This is a genomic window from Kribbella yunnanensis (genome assembly GCF_039529655.1).
Classification (GTDB): domain Bacteria; phylum Actinomycetota; class Actinomycetes; order Propionibacteriales; family Kribbellaceae; genus Kribbella; species Kribbella yunnanensis.
On sequence record NZ_BAAANF010000022.1, the window covers coordinates 509,813 to 530,842 of the forward strand.

The 21,030-nt window shown below is 67.2% G+C and carries 21 protein-coding genes and 2 tRNA genes; 15 read left to right on the top strand and 8 right to left on the bottom strand.

Features of this window, described 5'->3' with window-relative positions:
- Positions 1-19: 19 nt before the first annotated feature.
- Positions 20-2,017, top strand: coding sequence for a hypothetical protein (locus ABD231_RS34295; RefSeq protein WP_344161616.1), 1,998 nt, complete (start codon positions 20-22; stop codon positions 2,015-2,017).
- 220 nt (positions 2,018-2,237) lie between these two features.
- Positions 2,238-2,480: a helix-turn-helix domain-containing protein gene (locus ABD231_RS34300; RefSeq protein ID WP_344161620.1), complete on the top strand. Its 243-nt coding sequence runs from the start codon at positions 2,238-2,240 to the stop codon at positions 2,478-2,480.
- A gap of 5 nt (positions 2,481-2,485) precedes the next feature.
- On the opposite strand, the gene ABD231_RS34305 is transcribed toward ABD231_RS34300, so the two are convergent.
- On the bottom strand, positions 2,486-2,800 hold the full coding sequence (locus tag ABD231_RS34305) for a winged helix-turn-helix transcriptional regulator (protein ID WP_344161623.1): 315 nt from the start codon (positions 2,798-2,800) through the stop codon (positions 2,486-2,488).
- Between the two features lie 98 nt (positions 2,801-2,898).
- On the opposite strand from ABD231_RS34305, the gene ABD231_RS34310 reads away from it, so the two are divergent.
- Entirely contained in the window at positions 2,899-4,089 is a 1,191-nt protein-coding gene (locus tag ABD231_RS34310; protein WP_344161626.1) for a tyrosine-type recombinase/integrase, read from the top strand.
- A gap of 119 nt (positions 4,090-4,208) precedes the next feature.
- Here the strand turns inward: ABD231_RS34310 and ABD231_RS34315 are convergent.
- Positions 4,209-4,281, bottom strand: a tRNA-Arg gene (locus tag ABD231_RS34315).
- An 80-nt stretch (positions 4,282-4,361) separates the two neighbouring features.
- Between ABD231_RS34315 and ABD231_RS34320 the strand changes: the two genes are divergently transcribed.
- The 5 genes from ABD231_RS34320 (at position 4,362) to ABD231_RS34340 (ending at position 10,043) form a co-directional block, all read left to right on the top strand.
- The gene (locus tag ABD231_RS34320) at positions 4,362-4,916 is read left to right on the top strand and encodes a hypothetical protein (protein ID WP_344161629.1); all 555 of its coding nucleotides are present in this window, start codon (positions 4,362-4,364) and stop codon (positions 4,914-4,916) included.
- A 35-nt stretch (positions 4,917-4,951) separates the two neighbouring features.
- Complete coding sequence (locus ABD231_RS34325; RefSeq protein ID WP_344161632.1) at positions 4,952-5,533, top strand: hypothetical protein; 582 nt, start codon at positions 4,952-4,954, stop codon at positions 5,531-5,533.
- A complete protein-coding gene (locus ABD231_RS34330) occupies positions 5,530-6,699 on the top strand; it encodes a hypothetical protein (protein ID WP_344161635.1) in 1,170 nt (389 codons plus the stop codon). Before ABD231_RS34325 ends, ABD231_RS34330 begins: the two co-directional genes overlap by 4 nt.
- Positions 6,700-7,026: 327 nt before the next feature.
- Positions 7,027-8,904 (top strand): phosphoenolpyruvate carboxykinase (GTP), encoded by a 1,878-nt coding sequence (locus ABD231_RS34335; RefSeq protein WP_344161638.1) that lies wholly within the window; start codon positions 7,027-7,029, stop codon positions 8,902-8,904.
- A 257-nt stretch (positions 8,905-9,161) separates the two neighbouring features.
- A complete protein-coding gene (locus ABD231_RS34340) occupies positions 9,162-10,043 on the top strand; it encodes an LLM class flavin-dependent oxidoreductase (RefSeq protein WP_344161641.1) in 882 nt (293 codons plus the stop codon).
- A gap of 361 nt (positions 10,044-10,404) precedes the next feature.
- On the opposite strand, the gene ABD231_RS34345 is transcribed toward ABD231_RS34340, so the two are convergent.
- Positions 10,405-10,494 (bottom strand) — tRNA-Ser (locus ABD231_RS34345).
- A 250-nt stretch (positions 10,495-10,744) separates the two neighbouring features.
- On the opposite strand from ABD231_RS34345, the gene ABD231_RS34350 reads away from it, so the two are divergent.
- The 4 genes from ABD231_RS34350 to ABD231_RS34365 all read left to right on the top strand — a co-directional run bounded on the left by ABD231_RS34350 (position 10,745) and on the right by ABD231_RS34365 (position 14,843).
- Entirely contained in the window at positions 10,745-12,319 is a 1,575-nt protein-coding gene (locus ABD231_RS34350) for an LCP family protein (protein ID WP_344161644.1), read from the top strand.
- Positions 12,320-12,396: 77 nt separating this feature from the next.
- The gene (locus ABD231_RS34355) at positions 12,397-13,374 is read left to right on the top strand and encodes a hypothetical protein (protein WP_344161647.1); all 978 of its coding nucleotides are present in this window, start codon (positions 12,397-12,399) and stop codon (positions 13,372-13,374) included.
- A 20-nt stretch (positions 13,375-13,394) separates the two neighbouring features.
- Positions 13,395-13,853 (top strand): hypothetical protein, encoded by a 459-nt coding sequence (locus tag ABD231_RS34360; RefSeq protein WP_344161650.1) that lies wholly within the window; start codon positions 13,395-13,397, stop codon positions 13,851-13,853.
- A 27-nt stretch (positions 13,854-13,880) separates the two neighbouring features.
- Complete coding sequence (locus ABD231_RS34365; protein ID WP_344161653.1) at positions 13,881-14,843, top strand: acetylxylan esterase; 963 nt, start codon at positions 13,881-13,883, stop codon at positions 14,841-14,843.
- Between the two features lies 1 nt (position 14,844).
- On the opposite strand, the gene ABD231_RS34370 is transcribed toward ABD231_RS34365, so the two are convergent.
- Both ABD231_RS34370 and ABD231_RS34375 read right to left on the bottom strand, forming a co-directional pair.
- Positions 14,845-15,219, bottom strand: a complete 375-nt coding sequence (locus ABD231_RS34370; protein ID WP_344161656.1) for a hypothetical protein — start codon at positions 15,217-15,219, stop codon at positions 14,845-14,847.
- A gap of 4 nt (positions 15,220-15,223) precedes the next feature.
- Complete coding sequence (locus ABD231_RS34375; RefSeq protein ID WP_344161659.1) at positions 15,224-16,117, bottom strand: aminoglycoside phosphotransferase family protein; 894 nt, start codon at positions 16,115-16,117, stop codon at positions 15,224-15,226.
- A gap of 20 nt (positions 16,118-16,137) precedes the next feature.
- Between ABD231_RS34375 and ABD231_RS34380 the strand changes: the two genes are divergently transcribed.
- Positions 16,138-17,001 (top strand): DUF72 domain-containing protein, encoded by an 864-nt coding sequence (locus ABD231_RS34380; protein WP_344161662.1) that lies wholly within the window; start codon positions 16,138-16,140, stop codon positions 16,999-17,001.
- Here the strand turns inward: ABD231_RS34380 and ABD231_RS34385 are convergent.
- Positions 16,998-17,468 carry a methylated-DNA--[protein]-cysteine S-methyltransferase gene (locus ABD231_RS34385; RefSeq protein WP_344161665.1) on the bottom strand — a complete coding sequence of 157 codons (471 nt, stop codon included), beginning with the start codon at positions 17,466-17,468 and terminating at the stop codon, positions 16,998-17,000. The genes ABD231_RS34380 and ABD231_RS34385 overlap by 4 nt on opposite strands.
- 47 nt (positions 17,469-17,515) lie before the next feature.
- Positions 17,516-18,337, bottom strand: a complete 822-nt coding sequence (locus ABD231_RS34390) for a carbon-nitrogen hydrolase family protein (RefSeq protein ID WP_344161668.1) — start codon at positions 18,335-18,337, stop codon at positions 17,516-17,518.
- A 482-nt stretch (positions 18,338-18,819) separates the two neighbouring features.
- Here ABD231_RS34390 and fgd point away from each other — a divergent pair, with 482 nt between their 5' ends.
- Together fgd and ABD231_RS34400 are read left to right on the top strand one after the other, a co-directional pair.
- Positions 18,820-19,827 carry a glucose-6-phosphate dehydrogenase (coenzyme-F420) gene (fgd, locus tag ABD231_RS34395; RefSeq protein ID WP_344161671.1) on the top strand — a complete coding sequence of 336 codons (1,008 nt, stop codon included), beginning with the start codon at positions 18,820-18,822 and terminating at the stop codon, positions 19,825-19,827.
- A gap of 31 nt (positions 19,828-19,858) precedes the next feature.
- Positions 19,859-20,434: a hypothetical protein gene (locus ABD231_RS34400; protein ID WP_344161674.1), complete on the top strand. Its 576-nt coding sequence runs from the start codon at positions 19,859-19,861 to the stop codon at positions 20,432-20,434.
- Here the strand turns inward: ABD231_RS34400 and ABD231_RS34405 are convergent.
- Positions 20,431-20,970, bottom strand: a complete 540-nt coding sequence (locus ABD231_RS34405; protein WP_344161677.1) for a GNAT family N-acetyltransferase — start codon at positions 20,968-20,970, stop codon at positions 20,431-20,433. The two genes, ABD231_RS34400 and ABD231_RS34405, sit on opposite strands and share 4 nt — an antisense overlap.
- Positions 20,971-21,030: the final 60 nt, after the last annotated feature.

The window sequence follows — 21,030 nt, forward strand, 5'->3', positions numbered from 1 at the left end:
AATGGTGAAGGGAGGCTATATGTCTAGCAGTGCACGTAGCGGGTTCGCGGCACCTTGGCGATGGTCGGTAGTCACTACGCCGCTCATCGCGGCGGGCGGAGTGTTCGCGACTGGCGCGTTCGTGGACGTCTTGAACGTGGGCGTCGCCTACGTCGTAGCGGTCGCTCTGTTCGCCGTCTTCGGCACGGTTTCGGTCTGCAACGCGGCTGAGCCGGGGCGGTTCGCGAGCGTCTATGCGACGGCGGCTGTCGTGCTCGCGGGAGCTTGGCTGGTGTGGACGGCTGCGACCACCGCATGGTCGGGACGCGCGGTGACGGTCTTGTTGTGCGGTCTCGGGCTGTTGGGGCCGTTCTGGTTCCTTGCTCGGAACACTCATCACCGCAAGCGGCTCAAGGAGGCTGAGGAGGAGCGGCGGCGGTTGGCTGCTGCGGAGGCTCGGCGTTGGCCGGCGATGCTTGCGGGGCTCGGGATGGACGGCATCGTTCAGCTGGAGCGGGTCGACCACAGCTCGGATACCTACTCGCTTCGGCTGCGGTTGCCCAGCAACGGGAAGGTGAAGTTCGCGAGTTTGAAGAGCCGTACGGAGGAGATCGAAATTACGGCCGGGCTCCGGTACGGCGCGATCAACGTCGAGCGTGGGAAGAGCGCGGCCGAGGTGTGGATGCACGTCAATGAGGTCGATGTGTTGGCGCGCGTCGTTCCGCTGCCTCGTGAGAACACTCCGCTGACGATCAACAACCCGTTGCCTCTCGGGGTCTACGAGGACGGGACGGTTCTGGCGGTGCCGATGCAGGGGCGTGCGAGCAAGACAGTCGGCCTGCGAGGTAAGGGCAAGTCCAACCTGATCAACGTGAAACTTGCCGCGCTGACACGGTGTGCGGATGTGGTGATCTGGATGATCGACAACAAGGGCGGGCGGACTGCGCGGCCCTGGTTGTTGCCATGGTTGGAGGGGCGGACTCAGCGGCCGGTCATCGATTGGGTGGCGACTACGAATGTTGAGGTTGCCCGGATGCTGCGGGCTGCCGAAGCGGTCATTGACTATCGGTCGAACTCTGGGGCCGGCGGAGACAAGATCATCCCGACGGCGCGGATGCCCGAGCTGATGATCATCTGCGAAGAGGTGGCGCTGATCTTCGGCCAGCACGACATGAGCAACCTGGACAACGCACGACGCGGCCTCAAGATCGTGCAGCTTGGTCGGGCGGAGGCCGTCAGCGTTGATCTAGTGGCCCAGCGCGGGACCGTGACGATGCTGGGTGGGGGTGACCTCAAGAGTCAGCTTGAGAACACGTTCGGGCTCGGCGTCGCGGATGCTAACGACGCGCGGTACACGTTCGGCGATACGAAGATCGCCGCTGACCTTGCTCGACTTGAGCACGCCGGGAGCATGCTCGTGCAGGCGGGCCGAGATACACGGATCGTTCCCGCTAAGGCCTGGTGGATCGAGTACGCCGACATCGGCGGGCCGGGCGGTATCGCGGAACAGAACTCGTACATCGGGCCGGATCTCGACGCGAACTCGGCGGCTGCGGCGAACAGTGCGGGCGGGTACAACGAGCGCTGGAGCCGGGAGCGGGCCGGGCACCTTGTGCCGACCACAGAACGGCCGGCCGACTGGGGGAAGCCGATCGCTATTCCGGCTTCGGCGCCCGAAACCACCGCGAGCCGCCTCGGGCTTCGGCCTTCGAAGCTGATTCCGTTTCCGGCGGGCGATCGGCCGAAGTTGCACGTCGTACCGGACAAGCCGGTGCGTGACATTCCGCCGGTACTGGCAGCCGTTCATCAGGTGTTCCGGTCGACTAAGGCGGATCGGCTACATACGACGCGGCTACTTGCCGATGAGGCGTTGAGCGGGATCAGTGCGAAGCGGCTTGGAGCGGTCCTGGGTGAGTACGGCGTGCAGCCGCTGAGCCAGCCGTTTGTGGAGGACGGGCAGCGCGGTCGGGGCTATCGGTACGCCGATGTGGCCGCCGCCGTCCAGCGGATCGCAGACGGGCGAAACGAGGAGACCTGACCTGTGCGCGCGATGCGTGTCGGACGCGCTGACTCACGTGTCGACACACGTCGTACTTCACGGGCTGAGTGCGGCTCTGACCTGCGGAAATGCGGTCAGGGTGCACGGTTCACGGATCACGGATGGGCAGTACGAGGGCGGACCTGGAGCCGTCGAATGAGGAAGAGAGGGATGCCGCGATCCGTGCGACACGGATCAAAGTGAGAGGACGGTGATGCGAATGACTGAGCTGAATGAGGACGGCCGCGGGTTGACGCGAGCCGAGCTGTTTGCGCTACCCGTCACTGTCGATGTTGCTACAGCCGCTCGGGCTCTCGGGCTGGGACGGTCGACCGGGTATGAGCTAGTCAGGCGGGGCAAGTTTCCGTGCCGGGTGTTGCAGGTTGGCAGCTCGTACCGCGTTCCAACTGCGGAGCTAATGCGCATCCTCGGTCTTGCGCCGGAGGACACGTCGGCCGCGTGAGCTCGCTACGGCTCCGAACGGAACTCGATGCCTTCGGCCCATTTCCGCAGGTGCTGGACGTGGGCGATCAGTTCGGTTCCGACTGGGGTCAGTTCGTAGCCGGCGCCCTGGTGCTGGACCAGTCCAACAGACTTCAAGTGGCGGATGCGGGAGGTCAGGACGCTGGTCGAGAGGCCGGGGATCTCCGCTGCGATCTCTCTGTACGAGAGTGGCCGGCTGCGGAGCTGCCACAAGATGCGCAGGGTCCAGCGCTGGCCGATGACTTCGAACAGCTCCAACAGGTGGACGTCGTCGGCTCCGTCTGTCTTGGGTCTCGCCACAGTGACTCCCTTGACCTCGGAGGAGGTTAGCTCGCAGACTAGTGCATCTAAATTAGATGCGCCACGATGAGTGGCGCTCGTGACGGAAGGAGGAATCTGTGAAGGAACCGATCACCAAGTTCACGTTGAAGAACGGGACTGTCCGTTACCTGTTGGTTGTCGACATCGGTCGGGACAAGGACGGGAATCGGCAGCAGTTCAAGCGTCGATACGACACTCTCAAGGAGGCACGTGCCGAGCTGTCGAGTATTCGACACTCGATCAATCAGGGCACCTACGTCAAGCCGTCCAAGGAGACGCTGAACGAGTACCTGGATGGGTACATCGTGGGTGCGACTCGGGGTCGTCGGGCGTCGACGAAGGCGTCGTACCGGGATGCGTTCCGGTGCCCCCGGGAGGTCCTTGGTGAGATGCCGCTCCAGGCGATCCAGAAGAAGGACGTCGAGGACCTGGTCGAGTACATGGAGACCAAGGGGCGACGTCGCGGAGGTACGCCGGGTACGGGGCTGGGTACGCGGTCGATTCGGCTGATGCTCGGGCGGTTGACTGCGGCCTTCGACATGGCGATGCAGGAAGGCAAGTTGGCTCGCAATGTCGTCAAGCTGGTCACGCCTCCGGCTCACAAGAAGTCCAAGCGGGATACATGGAGTACGGCGCAGGTACGTGGGTTTCTGCACTGGGCAGCGAAGGATCGGCTGCACGCCGCTTGGCGGCTGAGTCTGTACGGGCTCCGTCGCGGCGAAGTACTCGGTCTGAGGTGGTCAGACATTGACCTGACTGAGAAGACGCTCAAGGTCAATCAGTCGCGAGTGCTCGTCGACTACAAGGTGCTGGTTGAGCCGCCGAAGAGTGAGAACGGTGAGCGGACTCTCCCGATGGACGACAAGTTGGTGGAGGCACTCCGGGCGCTACGGAAGCGTCAGGCGGCTGATGCCGAGGAAGCCGGATCGATCTACCAGCATGGGCTAGCTGAGCTTGACTGGTACACGGCTGGAGACGCGTACGTCGTGACCGACAGCTTGGGTATGCCGGTTCATCCGGAGTGGTACTCGGACGAGTTCGGGCGCATCCTCAAGCAGGCTGGGGTGCCGCGGATCCGGCTGCACGACTCCCGCCATACGACTCTGAGTCTGATGGAGAAGGCCGGCATCCCGATCTCCATCATCAGCAAGTGGGCGGGTCACTACGACGCCGCCTTTACGATGAAGACCTACGTCCACGCGAGCGACGACGACCTCAAGGAAGGAGCCAAGGCGCTCGCCAAGCTCCACGCCATCAAGTCCGCCTAGGCGGCTGTGACCAAATGTGACCAACCTGGGCCTGGAAGGCTCGCTCCGGACATCGGCTGAACGCTCCTGGGAAACACAAAAGCCCAGGTCAGCGGGCTGATCCTGGGCTTCTGATACTGCGCGCTCGGAGGGATTCGAACCCCCAACCTTCTGATCCGTAGTCAGATGCTCTATCCGTTGAGCTACGAGCGCCGGGCAACGTCGAGTAACGATACAGGGAGAGGGTGTGTGGATGCTAATCGGGGTCGGGGGTGGGGATCTAGCATCCGGGGATGGGCATTGAAGAGCTGTTGGGTGGGCGGGATCTGGGGGATGTGAAGAAGGCGGTCGGGTTCGTGATGGAGAACTCGGACGACTTCCAGAAGGTGCTGGAGTTGGTGCGGGGGCTGCCGGATGGGGCGGTGGGGTTTATTGGGAAGTTGCCTGAGTTGCTGAAGACGATCGGGTCGGGGCTGGCTGAGGCGGGGGAGCAGGCTGGGAAGGCTGCGGGGGCCTTGGTGGGGGATGACGGGGAGGGTGGGGCTCGGCGGGCGCTCAGTGGGAGTGCTACGACGATGAACACGGCCAAGGACCGGTTGCATGATGCTGCGGGGATGTTGGCGGGGCTGGCGGGGGAACTGGACAAGATTCCGGGGATCGGGGATGCGGCGGCGAAGAAGTTGAATGATGGGAGTGGGCAGATCGGCGGGGTGGCGACCGAGATCGAGAGCCTGGCTGGGAACCTGCAGGATCTGTCGGGGATTCTGGCGGATGTGGGTACGGCGCTGAAGGGGCTGGGGACGAAGTTGAGTGAGTCGGGCGGGTCGGTGCAGAAGCTGCTCGACTGACGGGTTGCGGCCCTGGGACTGACTAAGGTCGCGGTATGGCTAGTCGGGTGGTTCGGGGTACGGCGATCGCGGCCGGGGTGGCTGCGGTGGTGGGTGGTGGTGTGGGGTTTGCGCTGGGGAAGCCGGTGCAGGAAGACGATGTGGTGCCGGCGCGGAAGCTCGCCGCGGACTTGTGTGCGCGGATCGGGGACGTGTCGGCGCTGTTGCCTAAGGCATCGGGTGGGCGGTTGGTGCAGTCGGGGACGGGTGCGGTGACCTGTACGGCGGTCGCTGGGCGGCAGACCGCGACCACGTTCTCGACGGCTTCGGTGAAGGTGACGATCACGCCGTACGGCGGGAAGCTGGCCGGGGCCGGTGAGGTTCCGTACACGCCGGAGGCGATGGCGAAGAAGGCGTTTGATCGGTCGCCGTTCGACTCGGTGCCGGATCGGCCTTATCCGACGAAGAGTGATCAGACGGCGGTCGGGTTGGCGGGTGAGTCGTTCACGACGCGAGTGCTCGTGCAGCGGGCGGATGTCGTCGTACTGGTGGAGTACACGGCCAATCCGGTGCTGGCGGAGACCGCGCGGCAGGCGGCGACTGTGGTGGCGGACCGGGCGATCTGGGAGACGAAGTGAACGCGCCGGAGATTGCTGGGTACCAGTTCGAGCAGTTGCTGCTGGAGCATCCGCTGGCGGAGGTGTGGCGCGGACGGGCCTTCACTGGGATGGAGGTGGTCGCGCTGGTGCTGACCGCGGAGGACCAGGTCGTGCAGGAGCGGCTGGTTCAGGCGGCGCGAGAGGCGGCGCTCGAGCCGGGGCGGGCGGACACGCCGTTGTGGGCGGCGAACTTCAGTGCCGCACGGCCGTATGCGATCACGCAGCTCGTGCCTGGGCAGTCGGGTGCGGAGCGGCTGATTGATCCGCTCGACGGGGTCATGGGGAACGACGACGCGTCGCTGCAGGCGGTGCGCTCGCTGCTCAGCCAGTACGGCGGAGTCGCGCCGGCCGCCGTACCAGGAGTCGCTGGAGTGCACGGCGTACCGGGTGTCCCGGCAAACGAGGGTGCGCCAACTGGAGCGGACGAGCGGGGCGCGCTCGGTGGAGTGGTTGCTCGGCTGGGTGGGTGGGTTTATGCGGTGGCCGTGCTCGTCGTACTGATCGTCTTTACCGTGGTGTATTCGGCGGGGGCGACCGTGGGTAGTGCGGTGAAGGAAGTGCCTGACGCGGCTCCGCCGCCGGCGGCGGTTAGTCCGGGGGCGCTTCCGTCGACTGTGTTGTTGCCGGGACTGCCGAAGATTACGACGGCGGCGTACAAGCGGCCGGACGGCAAGGCCGGGCTAATGGGGGCGACGTATCCGGCTGGGGCCGACCTGCAGGTGGTCACGAAGGCGGAGTTGCCGTTTGCGATCGGGTGGCCGCGGCCGCCGGCGGTGTCGTTGCTGGGTGAGTCGTCGACGATTGCGTATCGGCGGATCCAGACCGACGAGCAGTCGACCGGCCGGAAGGTGCCGCCGGACCTGCAGATCGCGCTCAGCGCCTGCGCGAACCTGGCGGACTGCGTCAAGGATCGGGCGGCGTTCGACCAGGCGTGGACGAAGAGCTTCCGGGTGCCCGTGCCGACGGTCGCGAAGGATGAGCGGACCTGGTTGGCGACTCAGGACAAGCCGTACGCGCTGATGATGACGCGGGCGTTCCAGAGTGGTGGTCAGTGGTGGCTGGTCGGGATGGCGGTGACCGGCCGGGAGGGTGAGGAGCCCGACGTCCAGCGGATCCTGAACGACATCTGGCGGCAGACCAGCTGATTCACCGAAAAATCTTCACCGAACGGCCCGCGTCTCGACGCGGGCCGTTCTCATTTTCACAAGGTCGACCGGAAAGCGGTTGTCGCCAAAACTTTGTGACCGGGTTCACGTTCGACGGGTTCACAGCACCTGTCCGCGTCGCGTACCGTTAGTACCACTTGCACACTGGTATGCGTCCACTGCAATCACTGGTATGCGACAGATCACACCGCCAGTCCGCTGGATCGAACCGCTGGAGACCCCGGCGGCCGGTGCCGTACCCGTTTCCTCAGCGTCGAGGGACCGGAGCAGCAGCCGGGACGACAGCTGAGAGGGAATGAGCCGCCGATGACGACCACCGCCAGCCCGACCCACACCCCCGATCTCACCGAGACCCCGTCCGCTGCCGCGACCAGCACGGCGTACGACCTGTCCGGCGCACCGACGAAGCACGCGGGCCTGCTGGCATGGGTGGCCGAGGTCGCCGAGCTGACGCAGCCGGACGCCATCCACTGGGTCACCGGCTCCGACGAGGAGTACGGCGTACTGACCCAGGGGCTGATCGACGCCGGCACGATGGTCCGCCTCAACGAGGCGAAGAAGCCGAACTCGTTCTGGGTCCGCACCGACCCCAGCGACGTCGCCCGCGTCGAGCAGCGCACGTTCATCTGCTCCGTGGACGAGAAGGACGCCGGCCCGACCAACAACTGGATGGACCCGGCCGAGATGAAGGTCCTGATGACGGACCTGTACCGCGGCTCGATGCGCGGCCGGACCATGTACGTCGTTCCGTTCTGCATGGGCCCGTTGACTGCCGAGAGCCCGATGTTCGGCGTGGAGATCACCGACTCGGCGTACGTCGTCGGCTCGATGCGGATCATGGCCCGCACCGGTTCCGAAGTACTGGCGAAGATGGGCACCGACGCGAAGTACGTGCCCTGCCTGCACTCCGTCGGCGCGCCGCTCGAGGCCGGCCAGCAGGACGTGCCGTGGCCGTGCAACGACGAGAAGTACATCGTGCAGTTCCCCGAGGAGCGGACGATCTGGTCCTTCGGCTCCGGGTACGGCGGCAACTCGTTGCTCGGCAAGAAGTGCTACTCGCTGCGGATCGCCAGCGCGATGGCGCGCGACGAGGGCTGGCTGGCCGAGCACATGCTGATCCTGAAGCTGATCTCGCCGGAGAAGAAGGTCCACTACATCGCGGCCGCGTTCCCGAGCGCGTGCGGCAAGACCAACCTGGCGATGCTCGACCCGACCCTCGAGGGCTGGGAGGTCGAGACGCTCGGCGACGACATCGCCTGGATGCGGTTCGGCAAGGACGGCCGCCTGTACGCCGTCAACCCGGAGTTCGGCCTGTTCGGCGTGGCGCCCGGGACCGGGTGGAAGACGAACCCGAACGCGATGCGCACCATCGAGAAGGGCAACTCGGTCTTCACGAACGTCGCGCTCACCGACGACGGTGACGTCTGGTGGGAGGGCTACTCGCCGACCCCGCCGGACCACCTGACCGACTGGAAGGGCCGCGAGTGGACGCCGGCTTCGGGCGAGCTGTCCAGCCACCCGAACAGCCGGTTCTGCACCCCGATCGAGCAGTGCCCGATCCTCGCGGACGAGTACGACGACCCGAACGGCGTACCGATCTCGGCCATCATCTTCGGTGGTCGCCGGGCGACGACGGTTCCGCTGGTGACCGAGTCGCGCGACTGGGCGCACGGGGTGTTCATGGGCGCGACGCTGTCGTCCGAGACGACCGCGGCTGCTGTTGGGCAGGTTGGCGTCGTACGGCGTGACCCGATGGCGATGCTGCCGTTCCTCGGGTACGACGCGGGCCAGTACTTCGACCACTGGCTGACCGTCGGCAAGGAGAACGACGCGAGCAAGCTGCCGAAGATCTTCTACGTGAACTGGTTCCGCAAGGACGAGAAGGGCAAGTTCGTCTGGCCGGGATTCGGTGAGAACGGCCGCGTGCTCAAGTGGATGATCGAGCGGATCGAAGGCCAGGCGGCCGCGGTCGAGACGCCGGTTGGATACGTGCCGACGGCTGATGGGCTGGATGTCAGCGGGCTGGAGCTGAGCGACGAGGAGCTGCGGATCGCGCTGACCGTCGATGCTGAAGAGTGGAAGGCCGAGATCCCGCTGATCGAGGAGTGGTTCGCCAAGCTTGGTGACACCGTTCCGGCGGAGCTGAAGGTCGAGCTCGACCACCTGAAGGCCCGGCTGGGCTGAGACTCCGCCGCCGAGTCGGAAGCCGGCGGCGGGAAGCACGCGGCGCCCTGGTCCCACCATGACCAGGGCGCCGCGCTGTGTTGTCGTCGTTGTTTGTCGGTGTCGTTGTCGGGAAGGACACGTAGAGGTACGTCGCTCGCCGGGTCGGCAGGCGCGGGCTGGGACGCCGGGGTTGGTTTGTGGGGACTACTACGTGTTCTTCGCTACGCAGAAGTTAAGTGGTCGCGGGGTGCGGCGGGGGTGCGTAGGTTGGCGGCATGAAGATCGGTGTGATGTTGCCAGTGGGTGGATCCGACGGGCCGACCGGTGGGATGCCGCGGTGGGACGACGTGCGCGCGATGGCGGTGGCGGCGGAGAGCAGCGGGCTGGACTCGGTGTGGCTCGCGGACCATTTCGAGTACCACGCTCCGGACGGGGCTGTGCATGGGATGCACGAGTCCTGGACGCTGCTGAGTGCGGTCGCGGCGGTGACCGAGCGAGTTGAGCTGGGGAACATGGTGCTGTGCTCGACGTTCCGGGATCCGGGGCTGACGGCGAAGATGGCCGCGACCCTGGACGAGGTGTCGGGTGGGCGGTTGATCCTCGGGGTCGGCGCCGGCTGGCACGATCCGGAGTACGAGGCGTTCGGCCTGCCGACGGATCACCGCGGGGGTCGCTTTGAGGAGTGGCTGGAGATCGTCGCGCGAATGCTGCGCGGAGAGTCGGTCACCGCCGACGGAACGTACTACAAGACGCTCGAGGCGAGCCTCACGCCCGCACCGTCCCGCCAGATCCCCCTCCTGATCGCCGGCCGCCGCCCCCGCATGCTCCGCCTGACCGCCGAATGGGCCGACGCCTGGAACACCGCCTGGTACGGCGCCCCCAGCGAAACCCTCACCGAACGCCTGACCGACTTCCGAGCCGCCACCGAAAAGGCCGGCCGCAAGGTAACCCTCACCATCGGCCTAACCATCCGAGACCCCAACCAATCCCCGAACGAAGCCGACCCCACAGCCTTCGCCGGCACCGCAGAAGAACTAGCCACCCTCTTCACCACCTACCGCGACCTAGGCGCAGACCATCTGATCATCTCCGCCGACCCCATGACCCCAGCCTCCGTAGAACTCATAGCCCAAGCCAAAACCCTCCTCGAGAGCTAACCGGCCGCCGCCACAAATGCGGCCGACCCAGTCACCTGAGGTCCCCGCCGCGCCGGCCGTGAGGTGGGATCGAGAGGCCCGGTCTCTGGCTGACGAGGGTGCCCGGTCCCGTCGCCTGGGCGGGTGGAGGGGGCTGCTGGACGCATCCGGTCCCCCGCCATGCCGTGGCGGGGGACGTCGCGCTTGTGCAGGCTGCCGCGGTGGCCAGGGAGCCGCCCGCGCCGCGGCAGGGCGGTGAGGGGCGCGACCCTGCGGGGGGTCCGGGGGCGAAGCCCGCCGGGGTGGGGTCTGGGGGCTCCGCCCCCAGAAAGCGCCGGAGCGCCCCGTCCACGCTTTCCGTGGACAGGGCGCTCCCATGACGCGGAGGCGGCGAGATTTGAACTCGCGAGAGGGGATTACCCTCAACCCGCTTAGCAGGCGGGCGCCATCGACCGGACTAGGCGACGCCTCCTCCGACGTACCCACGCAAACGTCTGTGTGGGTCGACGACGACCAAGACTAACTGTTCAGTGGGGGTGGCGGCAAAGTGGGTGGGGGCGGCGGTTTGGGAGTGTCGGCTGACCCGTGTGTAACCTGGCGTGCACCGACGGGGGTCGCCAGCACACGTCAACCGAACGGCGGGCGTGGGCGTCATAGGTACCGTGGGTCGCGCGAGCGGTCCACGGTAGGGCTGCCACGTCGTCGATCAGGGAAACGGAGCCATGTCGCGGAGTACTCGTGCCGCCGGACGGAGGTCCGCGCCTCGCGCCAGCCGGTCGAAGCACCGGTCGCAGCGTGCCCGGACGACGTCCAAGGCTATTGGTCTCACCCTGCTCAGTGCGTTGGTGCCGGGGCTCGGGCTGATCAAGGGCGGGCGGACCAAGCTCGGGGCGTTCGTGCTGACGATCGCCGGTGGGCTGCTGCTGGTTGCCGCGTACGTCGGTCTCACGCAGCGGAACTCGGTTCTCGAGCTGCTCGTGTCGCCGCGGCAGCTGCTGATCGCGACCGCGGCTGTGGTGGTGCTCGGGGTGCTGTGGATCTGGGTCGTCGTCGCCTCGCACAAGCTCCTGAGGCCGGTGAGTATGACCTACACCGGGCGGCTCGCCGGGTCGATGTTCGTCGGTCTGCTCTGTTTCGCGATCGCGGTTCCGACCACGGTGGCAGCGCAGACGGTGATGGCGCAGCGTGACCTGGTCGGCAGTGTGTTCCAGTCGGAGGGCGACTCGAAGAGTGCGACCCGGCCGAAGGTGAACAAGTCGGATCCGTGGGCGAAGACGCCGCGACTCAACCTGTTGCTCCTCGGTGCGGATGACGGCGCGGACCGGACCGGCGTCCGGACCGACACGGTGATGGTGGCGAGTATCGACACCAAGACCGGTGACACGGCCCTGATCTCGCTCAGCCGGAACTGGATGCGGATGCCCTTCCCGGAGGACTCGCCGCTGCACAAGATCTACCCCGACGGCTACTGGGACCCGAATCTCGGCAACGTCGAGCAGCCGGAGTACTACCTGGACTCGATGTACGACAACGTCCCGAAGCAGCACCCCGGTGCGCTCGGCGCGACGGACAACATGGGTGCGGACGTGGTCAAGCTGGCCGCGGGTGCCGCGCTCGGTCTCGACATCGACTACTACATGCAGATCAACCTGGCCGGGTTCCGCAAGATCATCGACGCGATCGGCGGCATCACGGTCAACGTCAACTACAAGGTGCCGATCGGTGGCGACTACGGCGCCGGCCCGGGCACCCGGGGCGCGAAGAAGCCGTCCGGCTACATCCAGCCCGGCCCGAACCAGAAGCTCGACGGCTACCACGCGCTGTGGTTCGCCCGCGGTCGCTACGGCCTGAGCGACCCGTCGCGGCAGGAGCGGCAGCGCTGCACCATCCACGCGCTGGTGAACAGTGTGAACCCGGCCACCCTGGTGACGAAGTACCAGCAGATCGCCTCGGCCAGCAAGGACCTGCTGCGGACCGACATCCCGCAGGAGATCCTGCCGGCGTTCATCGAGCTCGGTCTCAAGGTCAAGTCGGCGAAGGTGTCGAACGTGGACCTCGACAAGCGGAAGAACTTCCCGACCGGCAAGAACCCGGACTACTCGGCCATGCAGGAGCTCGTCGAGAAGGCGATCGCGCCGAAGACCAAGCCGATCGCCTCGACCCCGTCGACGACCGCGACCAAGAAGCCGACCATCGGGACGACGAAGAAGCCGACCAAGGCGCCCACGACGCCGGGTGCGGCCCAGGACCTGAACGACGCCTGCGCCTACGACCCGACCCAGACCGGGACCAACTGACAACATCAGGTCAATCTGGACTGCCGCAGCCGCTTCGGGGAAGGATGGTTCGCACCGAAGAAGCTGGGGGCGGACAGATGCGGCGATGGACGGCAGTAGTGCTCGGTACGGCGTTGGTGGCGGCCGGCTGCAGCAGTGAACCCGAGGGTGGCAAGCCGCTGCCCTCGACCACGCTCAGCGCACCGACCGATCAACCGACGACCGACGAAGCGCCGACCCCAACGCCGACACCGCAACCGACCCCGAAAGAAACCTCGCTGACAGCGGTCGGCTACAAGAAGGCCCTGGCGAACGTCGAGATGAACCTGACCCGCGGCGTGCAGCGGGTCATGAACGCTCCGACAATGGCGGCCTTCGACCAGGCCCGGGCCGAGCTCGCCGGATCGATCGCCCGGCAGCGGCAGGAGCTCGCCAAGATCAACGGCCCGCAGTCGCTCGGCAGCGGGCACACGAAGGTCCTCGGCGCGTTCGACGCGTACCCCGACCACGTCACCACGAACCTGGCCGCCTCCGGCGAGACCAAGACCGGCTGCGGTCTGCCCAAGGCCGGCGCGGTCCGCCTGTACCAGGCGAAGACCGGCATCCGTACGTCGGTCGTCCAGCTGACGCAGGCGGTCAACAAGAGCGTCGGCAAGGGCACGAATTTCGGCCTCCGGATGACCCCGCCGGCGCTGAAGCCACCGCCACAGATGACCGGCCGCGGCACGAACGGCCAGATCATCCAGCGGGCCGGATCCCGCGGCGCCGGGACGCTGCAGATCAAGAACAACGGTTCCGCGGACGTCGTGGTCGTCGTCGCGACCAGTGTGCCGCGCCAGCCGCAGGTGTCGATCTACGTCCGCCACGGTTCCGACGCCACCCTGCGCGGCGTCCGCGGCAGCTACTGGGTGTTCTTCAAGTCCGGCACCGCCTGGGACGGCGTCAGCCGGCAGTTCACCGAGGACTGCTCGTTCTCCAAGTACGACGATCGCTTCGACGGCAAGTTCGACTGGACGATCACGCTGTCCCCGGTGATCGGCGGTAACGCGTCCACCTCGGATGTCGACCCGTTCTGAACCGATGGGATCATGGCCGGATGCGTACGACGTACCGGATGCGGTCAGGGCGGTTCCTCGGAGTACTGGCGACCGGTCTGATCATTCTCGGGGTGGCCGCGATCACCTGGGCCTTCGGAGCGTCCGGGGCGGTGATCGGGGTGTTCCTGGTGCTCGGCGGTCTGGTCGCGCTGGCCGGGCTGTGGATCGTCGCCCGGCCGCCCGTCGTACTGCGGCTACGGGACGACGCGATCGACGTACGCGGGGTGAAGACGGTGTGGACCGATGTCACCGAGGTCGGCCGGGTCGAGACGACGCATGGTGAGGCACTCGCGCTGCGCACCAAGCGGCCGGATGACACCGTCCTGCTGCCGCTGGCCTGGCTGTCGCCCAAGCAGGTGCCGGTGCTGGAGACCACGCTGCGCGACAAGCTGAACGCGGCTCACGGCTACACCATCTGGGACGGCACTGCCCAGGACCCGGCGCCTCCCGCAGAATAAGGACGACCCGACACCTGAGGAGCGTCTGTGCTGTCCTTCGATCTGTCGTACGACGAACTGCTGACCTACCAGGGCACGAATCCGCGGCCGGCCGACTTCGACCAGTTCTGGGAGAAGGCGCTGCTCGAGCTGGACGGGACGGACCCGGAGACCGAGTTCGCCGACGCCACCGACTTCCCGCTGAGTACGGCGACCGCTCAGCACCTGTACTTCACCGGTACCGGCGGTTACCGCGTACACGCCAAGGTGATCCGGCCGAACGAGCCGACCGGTCCCGCCGTACTGGTGTTCCACGGGTACGGCGGTGAGCAGCCCAGGTGGGTCGACCTGCTGTCGTACGCGGCCCGCGGGTACACCGTGGCCGCGCTGGACGTCCGGGAGCAGGTCGGTTTCCGGACCGCCTCCCAGGCCGGGAACGACTTCAACCTGCACAACCACCTCGTGCACGGTCTGGACGCCGGACCGGACGGTCTGCTCTACAAGCACGTCTTCCTGGACACCCGCCGGCTCGCGGACATCATCGGCGCGCTGCCCGAGGTGGACGAGACTCGGATCGCGACGACCGGCTGGAGCCAGGGCGGCGGTCTCAGCCTGGTCGCGGCCGCGCTGACACCGAGCATCAAGTACGTCGCCAGCGTGTTCCCGTTCCTGTGCGACTACCAGCGCACCTGGGACCTGAACCTGGACACGGGCCCGTACGACGAGATCGTCACCTGGTTCAAGAAGCGGGACCCACGGCACCTGCGGCAGGACGAGGTGTTCAACACCCTTGGGTACGTCGACGTGCAGCACCTCGCGCCGCGGATCCGCGCCGAGGTCACGCTGTTCGTCGGGCTCGAGGACCAGGTTTGCCCGCCGTCGACGCAGTTCGCGGCGTACAACCGGATCACCTCGACCAAGGAGCTCCGGGCGTACCCGGACTTCGGTCACGACGATCTGCCCGGCGCACACGACGAGATCTACCAGCTCATCGGCGCCAAGCTGAGCTGACTCAGGTCGGGATCCAGACCGGCCAGAACGGCGGGACGTTGCCGGGGCAGGTGCCTGGGGAGGCGGCCGGCGTCCCCTGCCAGGAGTAGAGGGCCAGGTCGGCGATGGTGATCGCGACGGCGGCCATGATGAGACCCATGACGAGGGTCTTGCCGGCGTAGCGGTAGGCGACGGTGAAGAGGATCAGGTTCACGATCAGCGCGAGTGGGAGGCCCAGGAACAGCAGGGTGAGGCCGTTGGGCATCGGCCCGGCCACATCCACGTTGCAGGCCTTCCACGACCGCGAAGTCAGCACGACGAGGCCGAACGCGGACCCGCCACCGACCACGATCGTCAGGAACGACTCGACCTTGCCACCCTTCGAGAACAACGCCATGTGATTACCGTAGGCGATCGAGGGCCTCGGCGATGCCGGCGTCGCCGATGGCGGTGTTCCCGGGGAACAGGCGGGTCCAGGACGTGGCGCGGTTGATGGCGCCGAGACGGATGGCGAGGTCGGCGGCGCGGCGAAGGGTCCGGCGGTCGCCGGGCCAGTGGTCGAGATAGGCGTCGCGCAGGCGCGGGACCACCTCGGGTCCGAGTTGGTCGGCGGCGCGTTCGAGCGGGACGAGCAGGCTGCAGAACGGATGGGCCACGGCCGCGTCACCCCAGTCGAAGAACCGGTACGGCGGACCCGCGAACACCTGGTTCTCGTGCAGATCGGCGTGGTCGAGCGTGTCGGGGATACCGAGCGTGGCCAGCTCGTCGCACCAGTCGACGAGCTCCGGGCGCCGCTTGCGGAGGCCCTCGTCGGCGAACTGGTCGAGGATCTCGGGCAGGCGGGCGAGCCGCCCATCCGGTACGCCGAGCCGGTCGAACTCGCCGGTGTGGTCAACCAGCGCGCGCTGGAACTCGGCGTACTGGCTGAGGAGCTCGGCCCAGTGCCGGGGCTCGCGGGGGATATCGCGGAGGAGGGTGCCGCCATCGGGGACGAGCGCCCAGCTGCGGTCGATGGCGTACGGCGTGAACACGTGGTCTGGTACGAGTTCGGCGAGCCGTTGGGTGAGGGCGGGTTCGAAGGCGCTGCCGGGCGGATTCGCCTTGAACCACAAGGGTTTCGCGGCCTCGACCCGCACGATCACCGACCACGGGCGCAACCGCACTCGCGCCTCGCCGGTCTCCTCGATGCCGAGCCGATCGAGTTGCTCGACCAGCCAGCCCATCGCCTCGCGGCGCCACGCCGCGTGATCCCACGGTGTGCGCGCGTCGGGATAGCTCCCACGATCGACCTGCATCGGGACAGATAATCAGAGTCGTGGTCTATCGCGTAGGGATTTCCGGCTGGCGATACGCGCCATGGCGCTCGGTCTACTACCCCGAGGGCCTGCCGCAACGCGCCGAGCTGGAGTACGTCTCGCGGCGGCTCAACTCGGTCGAACTGAACGGCTCGTTCTACTCGCTCCAACGACCCTCGTCGTACCAGCGCTGGTACGACGAGACGCCGGACGACTTCGTCTTCGCGGTCAAGGGCCCGCGATTCATCACCCACATGAAGCGGCTCGCGGACACCGACGCACCGCTGGCGAACTTGTTCGCCTCCGGACTGCTTGCGCTAGGCAACAAGCTTGGTCCGGTGCTGTGGCAGCTGCCGGGCAACTTCCGGTACGACGGGCCGCGGCTGGCCGCGTTCTTCGAATCGTTGCCGCGGACAACCGGTGCCGCGGTTGAGATCGCCAAGCACCATGAGGATCGGATGAAGGACCGGGTGTTCCTGGAGGCGCGCGTCGACCAGCCGATGCGGTATGCGTTGGAGGTCCGGCACGACAGCTTCGAGAACGCCGAATTCATCGACCTGCTGCGGGAACACGACATCGCGCTGGTCTGTGCGGACACCGCCGGCAAATGGCCGATGCTCGACGACGTGACCGCGGACTTCGTCTACGTGCGGCTGCACGGTGCGGACGAACTCTACGTCAGCGGGTACGACTCCGCGGGGCTCGACCACTGGGCCGCTCGGGTGCGGACCTGGCATCAGGGCCGAACGCCGACCGGCGGGAGGACGGTCTCCCCGGATCGGCCGCCTCGGCGTCGGCGCGATGTCTACGTCTACTTCGACAACGACGCCAAGGTCCGCTCGCCGTTCGACGCCGAGGCACTGGCCCAACGGCTTGGTCTTTAGAAGAGCCTGACCTCGGCCGGCTCCTCGAGGTCGAGGAGGAACTGCTTGCGCTTCAGGCCGCCCGCATACCCGGTCAACGAGCCGTTCTTGCCGACGACCCGGTGGCACGGGATGACGATCGAGAGCGGATTCTGGCCGACCGCCTTACCGACGCGCTGGGCGTGATCGCCGAGCTCAGCCGCAATCTCGCCGTACGACGTGGTGGTGCCGAACGGGATGCCGCTGAGCCTCGACCAGACACGTTGCTGGAATTCGTCGCCGGTGAGGGTGGTCGGGAGGTCGAAAGTGGTGCGGTCACCGCTCAGGTACTCGTCGAGCTGGCGGGCCGCCTCGGACAACACCGGGTCGGACTCGACCCGCTCGCCGAGCGGCATCGGCTTCACCCAGTGACGGGGGAAGTAGACACCGGCCAACGCGTTGTCCGAGGCGACCAGCGTGAGGTCACCCAGCCGGGTGCTGACGATCATGTGCCTGTTCATGCCCATGGAACGCGCCAGCACCCAACCGTGTGAGGCTAGCTGCTCACCCGCTCCCGAGTCCGCTGCCGGAACTCACGGCCGATCGTGCTGATCTCCGCGTGCCGGAGGTCGGTAACGGCGAGCGTGTCCGTGGCTTGGACCGCCCACTGGCCGTGGGGATCGACAACCCCGGAGACGAGCCCGGACTCCGGATCCACCGGAACCGCGAGGCTGACCCACAGGGTGTTGTTCGCGGCCGTGCCCCGGGCCTGTACTGCGATGTTCTCGTTCGGTCCGACTCCCGTGCTGCAGTAGGAGACGAGAACGGCGTCGACGTCCAGGCGGTCGTACTCGGTGAAGAGCTCCGGGAAGAGCACATCCAGGCCGAGTGCCAGACCGAACCGGAACCCGTCCACCTCGAACGTGACAGGCGCCGTACCGGGGGTGTACATCCAGGTGATCTTGGTGGTCGACAGCATCCGCTCGTCGTACCGGGCGACCACCTTCCCCTGGTCGGAGACGACGTACGAGCTGTTGTGCGGTCGCGCGTCGGGAAGCTGGTGGACCGCTGGGATGACGGTCCAGACACCCAGCTCGCCCGAGAGTTGCGCGATGCTGTCCAGCTCTTCCTGCAGGACCTGCCAGTCGGCCTTGGTCCAGTCGGACGGGCCGATCTCGTCAGGGCCTAGCGAGGACATGATCACCTTGCTGGGCCAGGTGAGCGCGCCCTCGGTGAAGTGGACGAGGCGGGCACCTGCTTCGGCGGCCTGCCTCAGCAGAGCGCGGACCTCGGTGCCGCTGGCGCGCAGTAGTCCGGGGTCGGTCGGGTCTTGGTGGATCGTCGACTGGGCGACGGCGATCTTGAGTGTTTCCGGCATGCCTTCTTCTCCTGATGGAGTCGGGCGGAAGTGCCGGAGGGCAGACGTGTAGGACTCGCCGGTTTTGGCGGCGCGGGCGCGAACCCGTCGCTTGAGATTCCGATGCGCTGTCATCTGGCCTTCCGCATGCGCAGACATGATCCTCCGGCGATCCCGTCCGCAGCAGTTGACCAGGACGAGCGGCCCGAGACCAGAAGTCCCTTTGCCCCCTGCGACGAGACCGGGCCGGAGCCGGTCAACGGAGGTGAGGCGCGGGCCGCGCCGCCGCCAATCCTGTCCGATCCCGCAGTGCCGGGTCAAGCACCGCCACGTCCGGTCCATCCTCCGAGCGACAGGACGTATACGTCTGATGCGGCGGTGGCCGGGCGGTGCTGAGGCTGGGCCGGCGGCACCGCATGGGTATACGTCCTGTTCTTCGGCATAAAGTCGGGGGCGGACGTGGTTGGGGTTTGGGTCGGCTAAATGACTGTTGGGAGCCAAGGGTGAGCATTCGGGTCGGATACAAGGCGTCGGCGGAGCAGTTCGGGCCGCGGGATCTGGTGGAGTACGCCGTTCGGGCCGAGGAGCTCGGGCTCGACAGTGTCACGGTGTCGGACCACTTCCTGCCGTGGCGGCACGAGGGTGGACACGCGCCGTTCGCGCTGGCTTGGCTAGCGGCGGTGGGTGAGCGGACGAACCGGGTGCTGCTCGGTACGTCGGTCCTGACGCCCACGTTCCGCTACAACCCCGCGGTGATCGCACAGGCGTTCGCGACGATGGGCGTGTTGTACCCGGGCCGCGTGATGCTCGGTGTCGGGACCGGCGAGGCGCTGAACGAGATCGCGGTGTCGGGCCGGGAGTGGCCGGAGTTCAAGGAGCGGTACGCGCGGTTGCGGGAGGCCGTCCAGCTGATTCGCGACCTGTGGACGAAGGAGGGGGTCAGCTCCAAGGGCCCGTACTACAAGACCGTGGATGCGTTCATCTACGACCGTCCCGAGGTGCCGTTGAAGGTGTACGTCGCCGCCGGTGGACCGCTGGTCGCCAAGTACGCCGGCCGCGTGGGTGACGGGTTCATCGCGACCTCGGGTAAGGGCATGGAGCTGTACACCGAGAAGCTGATTCCGGCGGTCAAGGAAGGTGCTGAGGCGGCCGGGAAGAAGTTCGAGGACATCGACCGGATGCTCGAGGTGAAGGTCTCCTACGACCGGGACCCGGCTCAGGCGCTGGAGAACACCCGGTTCTGGGCACCCCTGTCGCTGACTCCGGAGCAGAAGCACAGCGTGACGAGTGCGACCGAGATGGAGCGGCTGGCCGACGAGCTGCCGATCGAGCAGGTCGCGAAGCGCTGGATCGTCGCGTCGGACCCGGAAGAGGTCGTGAAGCAGTTCCAGCCGTACCTCGAAGCCGGCTTCAACCACTTCGTCGTCCATGGTCCGGGGAACGACCAGGAGCGGTTCCTGACCCAGTTCACCGAGGACGTTCTGCCGCTGCTGCGCAAACTCGAGGGTTGAGGTCTGGAGTCGGGCACCACACAATCGAGCTGTGCCCGACACTCAGATCGTCCAGGAGACCGACCCGCGCTGCGCTGAACTCGAAGCAGCCGGGTACCAGGTTGTGGGCGAGTCCTGGGCCGCACATCTGACCGATCCTGACCGCGATCTCCTGGAGACCGCGGTCAGCCGGGCGACTGCGTCCGGGCTGACGGTGCGTGAGCTCGGCGCCGAGTCGGCCGAGGCGCTGCACAAGCTCGAGAAGGCCAACGAGGCGGACTATCCGGTCACGCCGGCCACCCATCGCATTGTCGGTGAGCTCTCCGAGACCCGGGCGCTGTGGCCCGAGCACCGGGTCTTCGGGGTATTCGACCGCTCCCGGCTGGTCGGCGCCACGGTGATCCGTCGGCGCGAGGGCTGGGGCGACACCAGGTTCACGTCCGTGCTCGCGCCGTACCGGCGTCGCGGGGTCGGGCAGGCGGTCAAGGCCGCCTCCATCCTCGCCTTCCTGGACGTCGGGATCACCCGGTTCAGCACCGGCGGGGGCGCCATCAACGACGGCAGTCTCGGCGCGAACGAAGCACTCGGGTACGTCGTCGACGAGCGCTGGCGGTCGTATCAGCTTTAGACCGTCACCGTGACCGGGCGGCTCGGCGGGTTCAGGGGGTCCGAGGCCAGGCGGGCGTGCCGCTCGACGTCGTACCGGGTGCCGTCGTAGGCGAGGCGGTGCCGCTCGACGCCCTCGGCGAGGAAGCCCGCGCTGCCGGCGACGCCGCAGGAGGCCGGGTTCTCGAGGCGGTGGCCGAGTTCTAGCCGGTAGAGGCCGGCGTCGTGGTGGGCCCAGTTGGCGAGCGCGCGCAGGGCGTCCCGGGCGACGCCTTGGCCGCGGATCTCGGCGAGCGTCCAGTACCACGTCCAGCCGACCTGGTGGCGGTCGATATTCGTCACGCCGACACAACCGACCGGGTGGTCGTCGGCGTCGGCCACGGCGTACACGTGACCGTTGTCCAGGTCGGCGACCCGGCCGATCCAGTCCAGCGCGGTCGCCCGGTCCACGATCCCGCCCTGGTAGACCATGTCGGGATCGGAGTGCGCCTGAGCCAGGCGGAGCGCGTCCGCCGTCCGCCACCGCCGAAGATCGAGCCGCCCCAGCGCGTATCCCATCCAAGAAATCTACCGCCGCCCCGCCCCCACGAAACCCCCTCCGGCGCGCCGGACCCCACC

Bases quoted from the DNA above. Each gene is read 5' to 3' on its own strand.
- ABD231_RS34300 (WP_344161620.1), top strand. From the start codon at position 2,238: ATGACTGAGCTGAATGAGGACGGCCGCGGGTTGACGCGAGCCGAGCTG.
- ABD231_RS34295 (WP_344161616.1), top strand. From the start codon at position 20: ATGTCTAGCAGTGCACGTAGCGGGTTCGCGGCACCTTGGCGATGGTCG.
- ABD231_RS34355 (WP_344161647.1), top strand. From the start codon at position 12,397: ATGCGGCGATGGACGGCAGTAGTGCTCGGTACGGCGTTGGTGGCGGCC.
- ABD231_RS34405 (WP_344161677.1), bottom strand. From the start codon at position 20,970: ATGGGATACGCGCTGGGGCGGCTCGATCTTCGGCGGTGGCGGACGGCG.
- ABD231_RS34335 (WP_344161638.1), top strand. From the start codon at position 7,027: ATGACGACCACCGCCAGCCCGACCCACACCCCCGATCTCACCGAGACC.
- ABD231_RS34340 (WP_344161641.1), top strand. From the start codon at position 9,162: ATGAAGATCGGTGTGATGTTGCCAGTGGGTGGATCCGACGGGCCGACC.
- ABD231_RS34370 (WP_344161656.1), bottom strand. From the start codon at position 15,219: ATGGCGTTGTTCTCGAAGGGTGGCAAGGTCGAGTCGTTCCTGACGATC.
- ABD231_RS34385 (WP_344161665.1), bottom strand. From the start codon at position 17,468: ATGATCGTCAGCACCCGGCTGGGTGACCTCACGCTGGTCGCCTCGGAC.
- ABD231_RS34350 (WP_344161644.1), top strand. From the start codon at position 10,745: ATGTCGCGGAGTACTCGTGCCGCCGGACGGAGGTCCGCGCCTCGCGCC.
- ABD231_RS34375 (WP_344161659.1), bottom strand. From the start codon at position 16,117: ATGCAGGTCGATCGTGGGAGCTATCCCGACGCGCGCACACCGTGGGAT.
- ABD231_RS34325 (WP_344161632.1), top strand. From the start codon at position 4,952: ATGGCTAGTCGGGTGGTTCGGGGTACGGCGATCGCGGCCGGGGTGGCT.
- ABD231_RS34360 (WP_344161650.1), top strand. From the start codon at position 13,395: ATGCGTACGACGTACCGGATGCGGTCAGGGCGGTTCCTCGGAGTACTG.
- ABD231_RS34390 (WP_344161668.1), bottom strand. From the start codon at position 18,337: ATGCCGGAAACACTCAAGATCGCCGTCGCCCAGTCGACGATCCACCAA.
- ABD231_RS34320 (WP_344161629.1), top strand. From the start codon at position 4,362: ATGGGCATTGAAGAGCTGTTGGGTGGGCGGGATCTGGGGGATGTGAAG.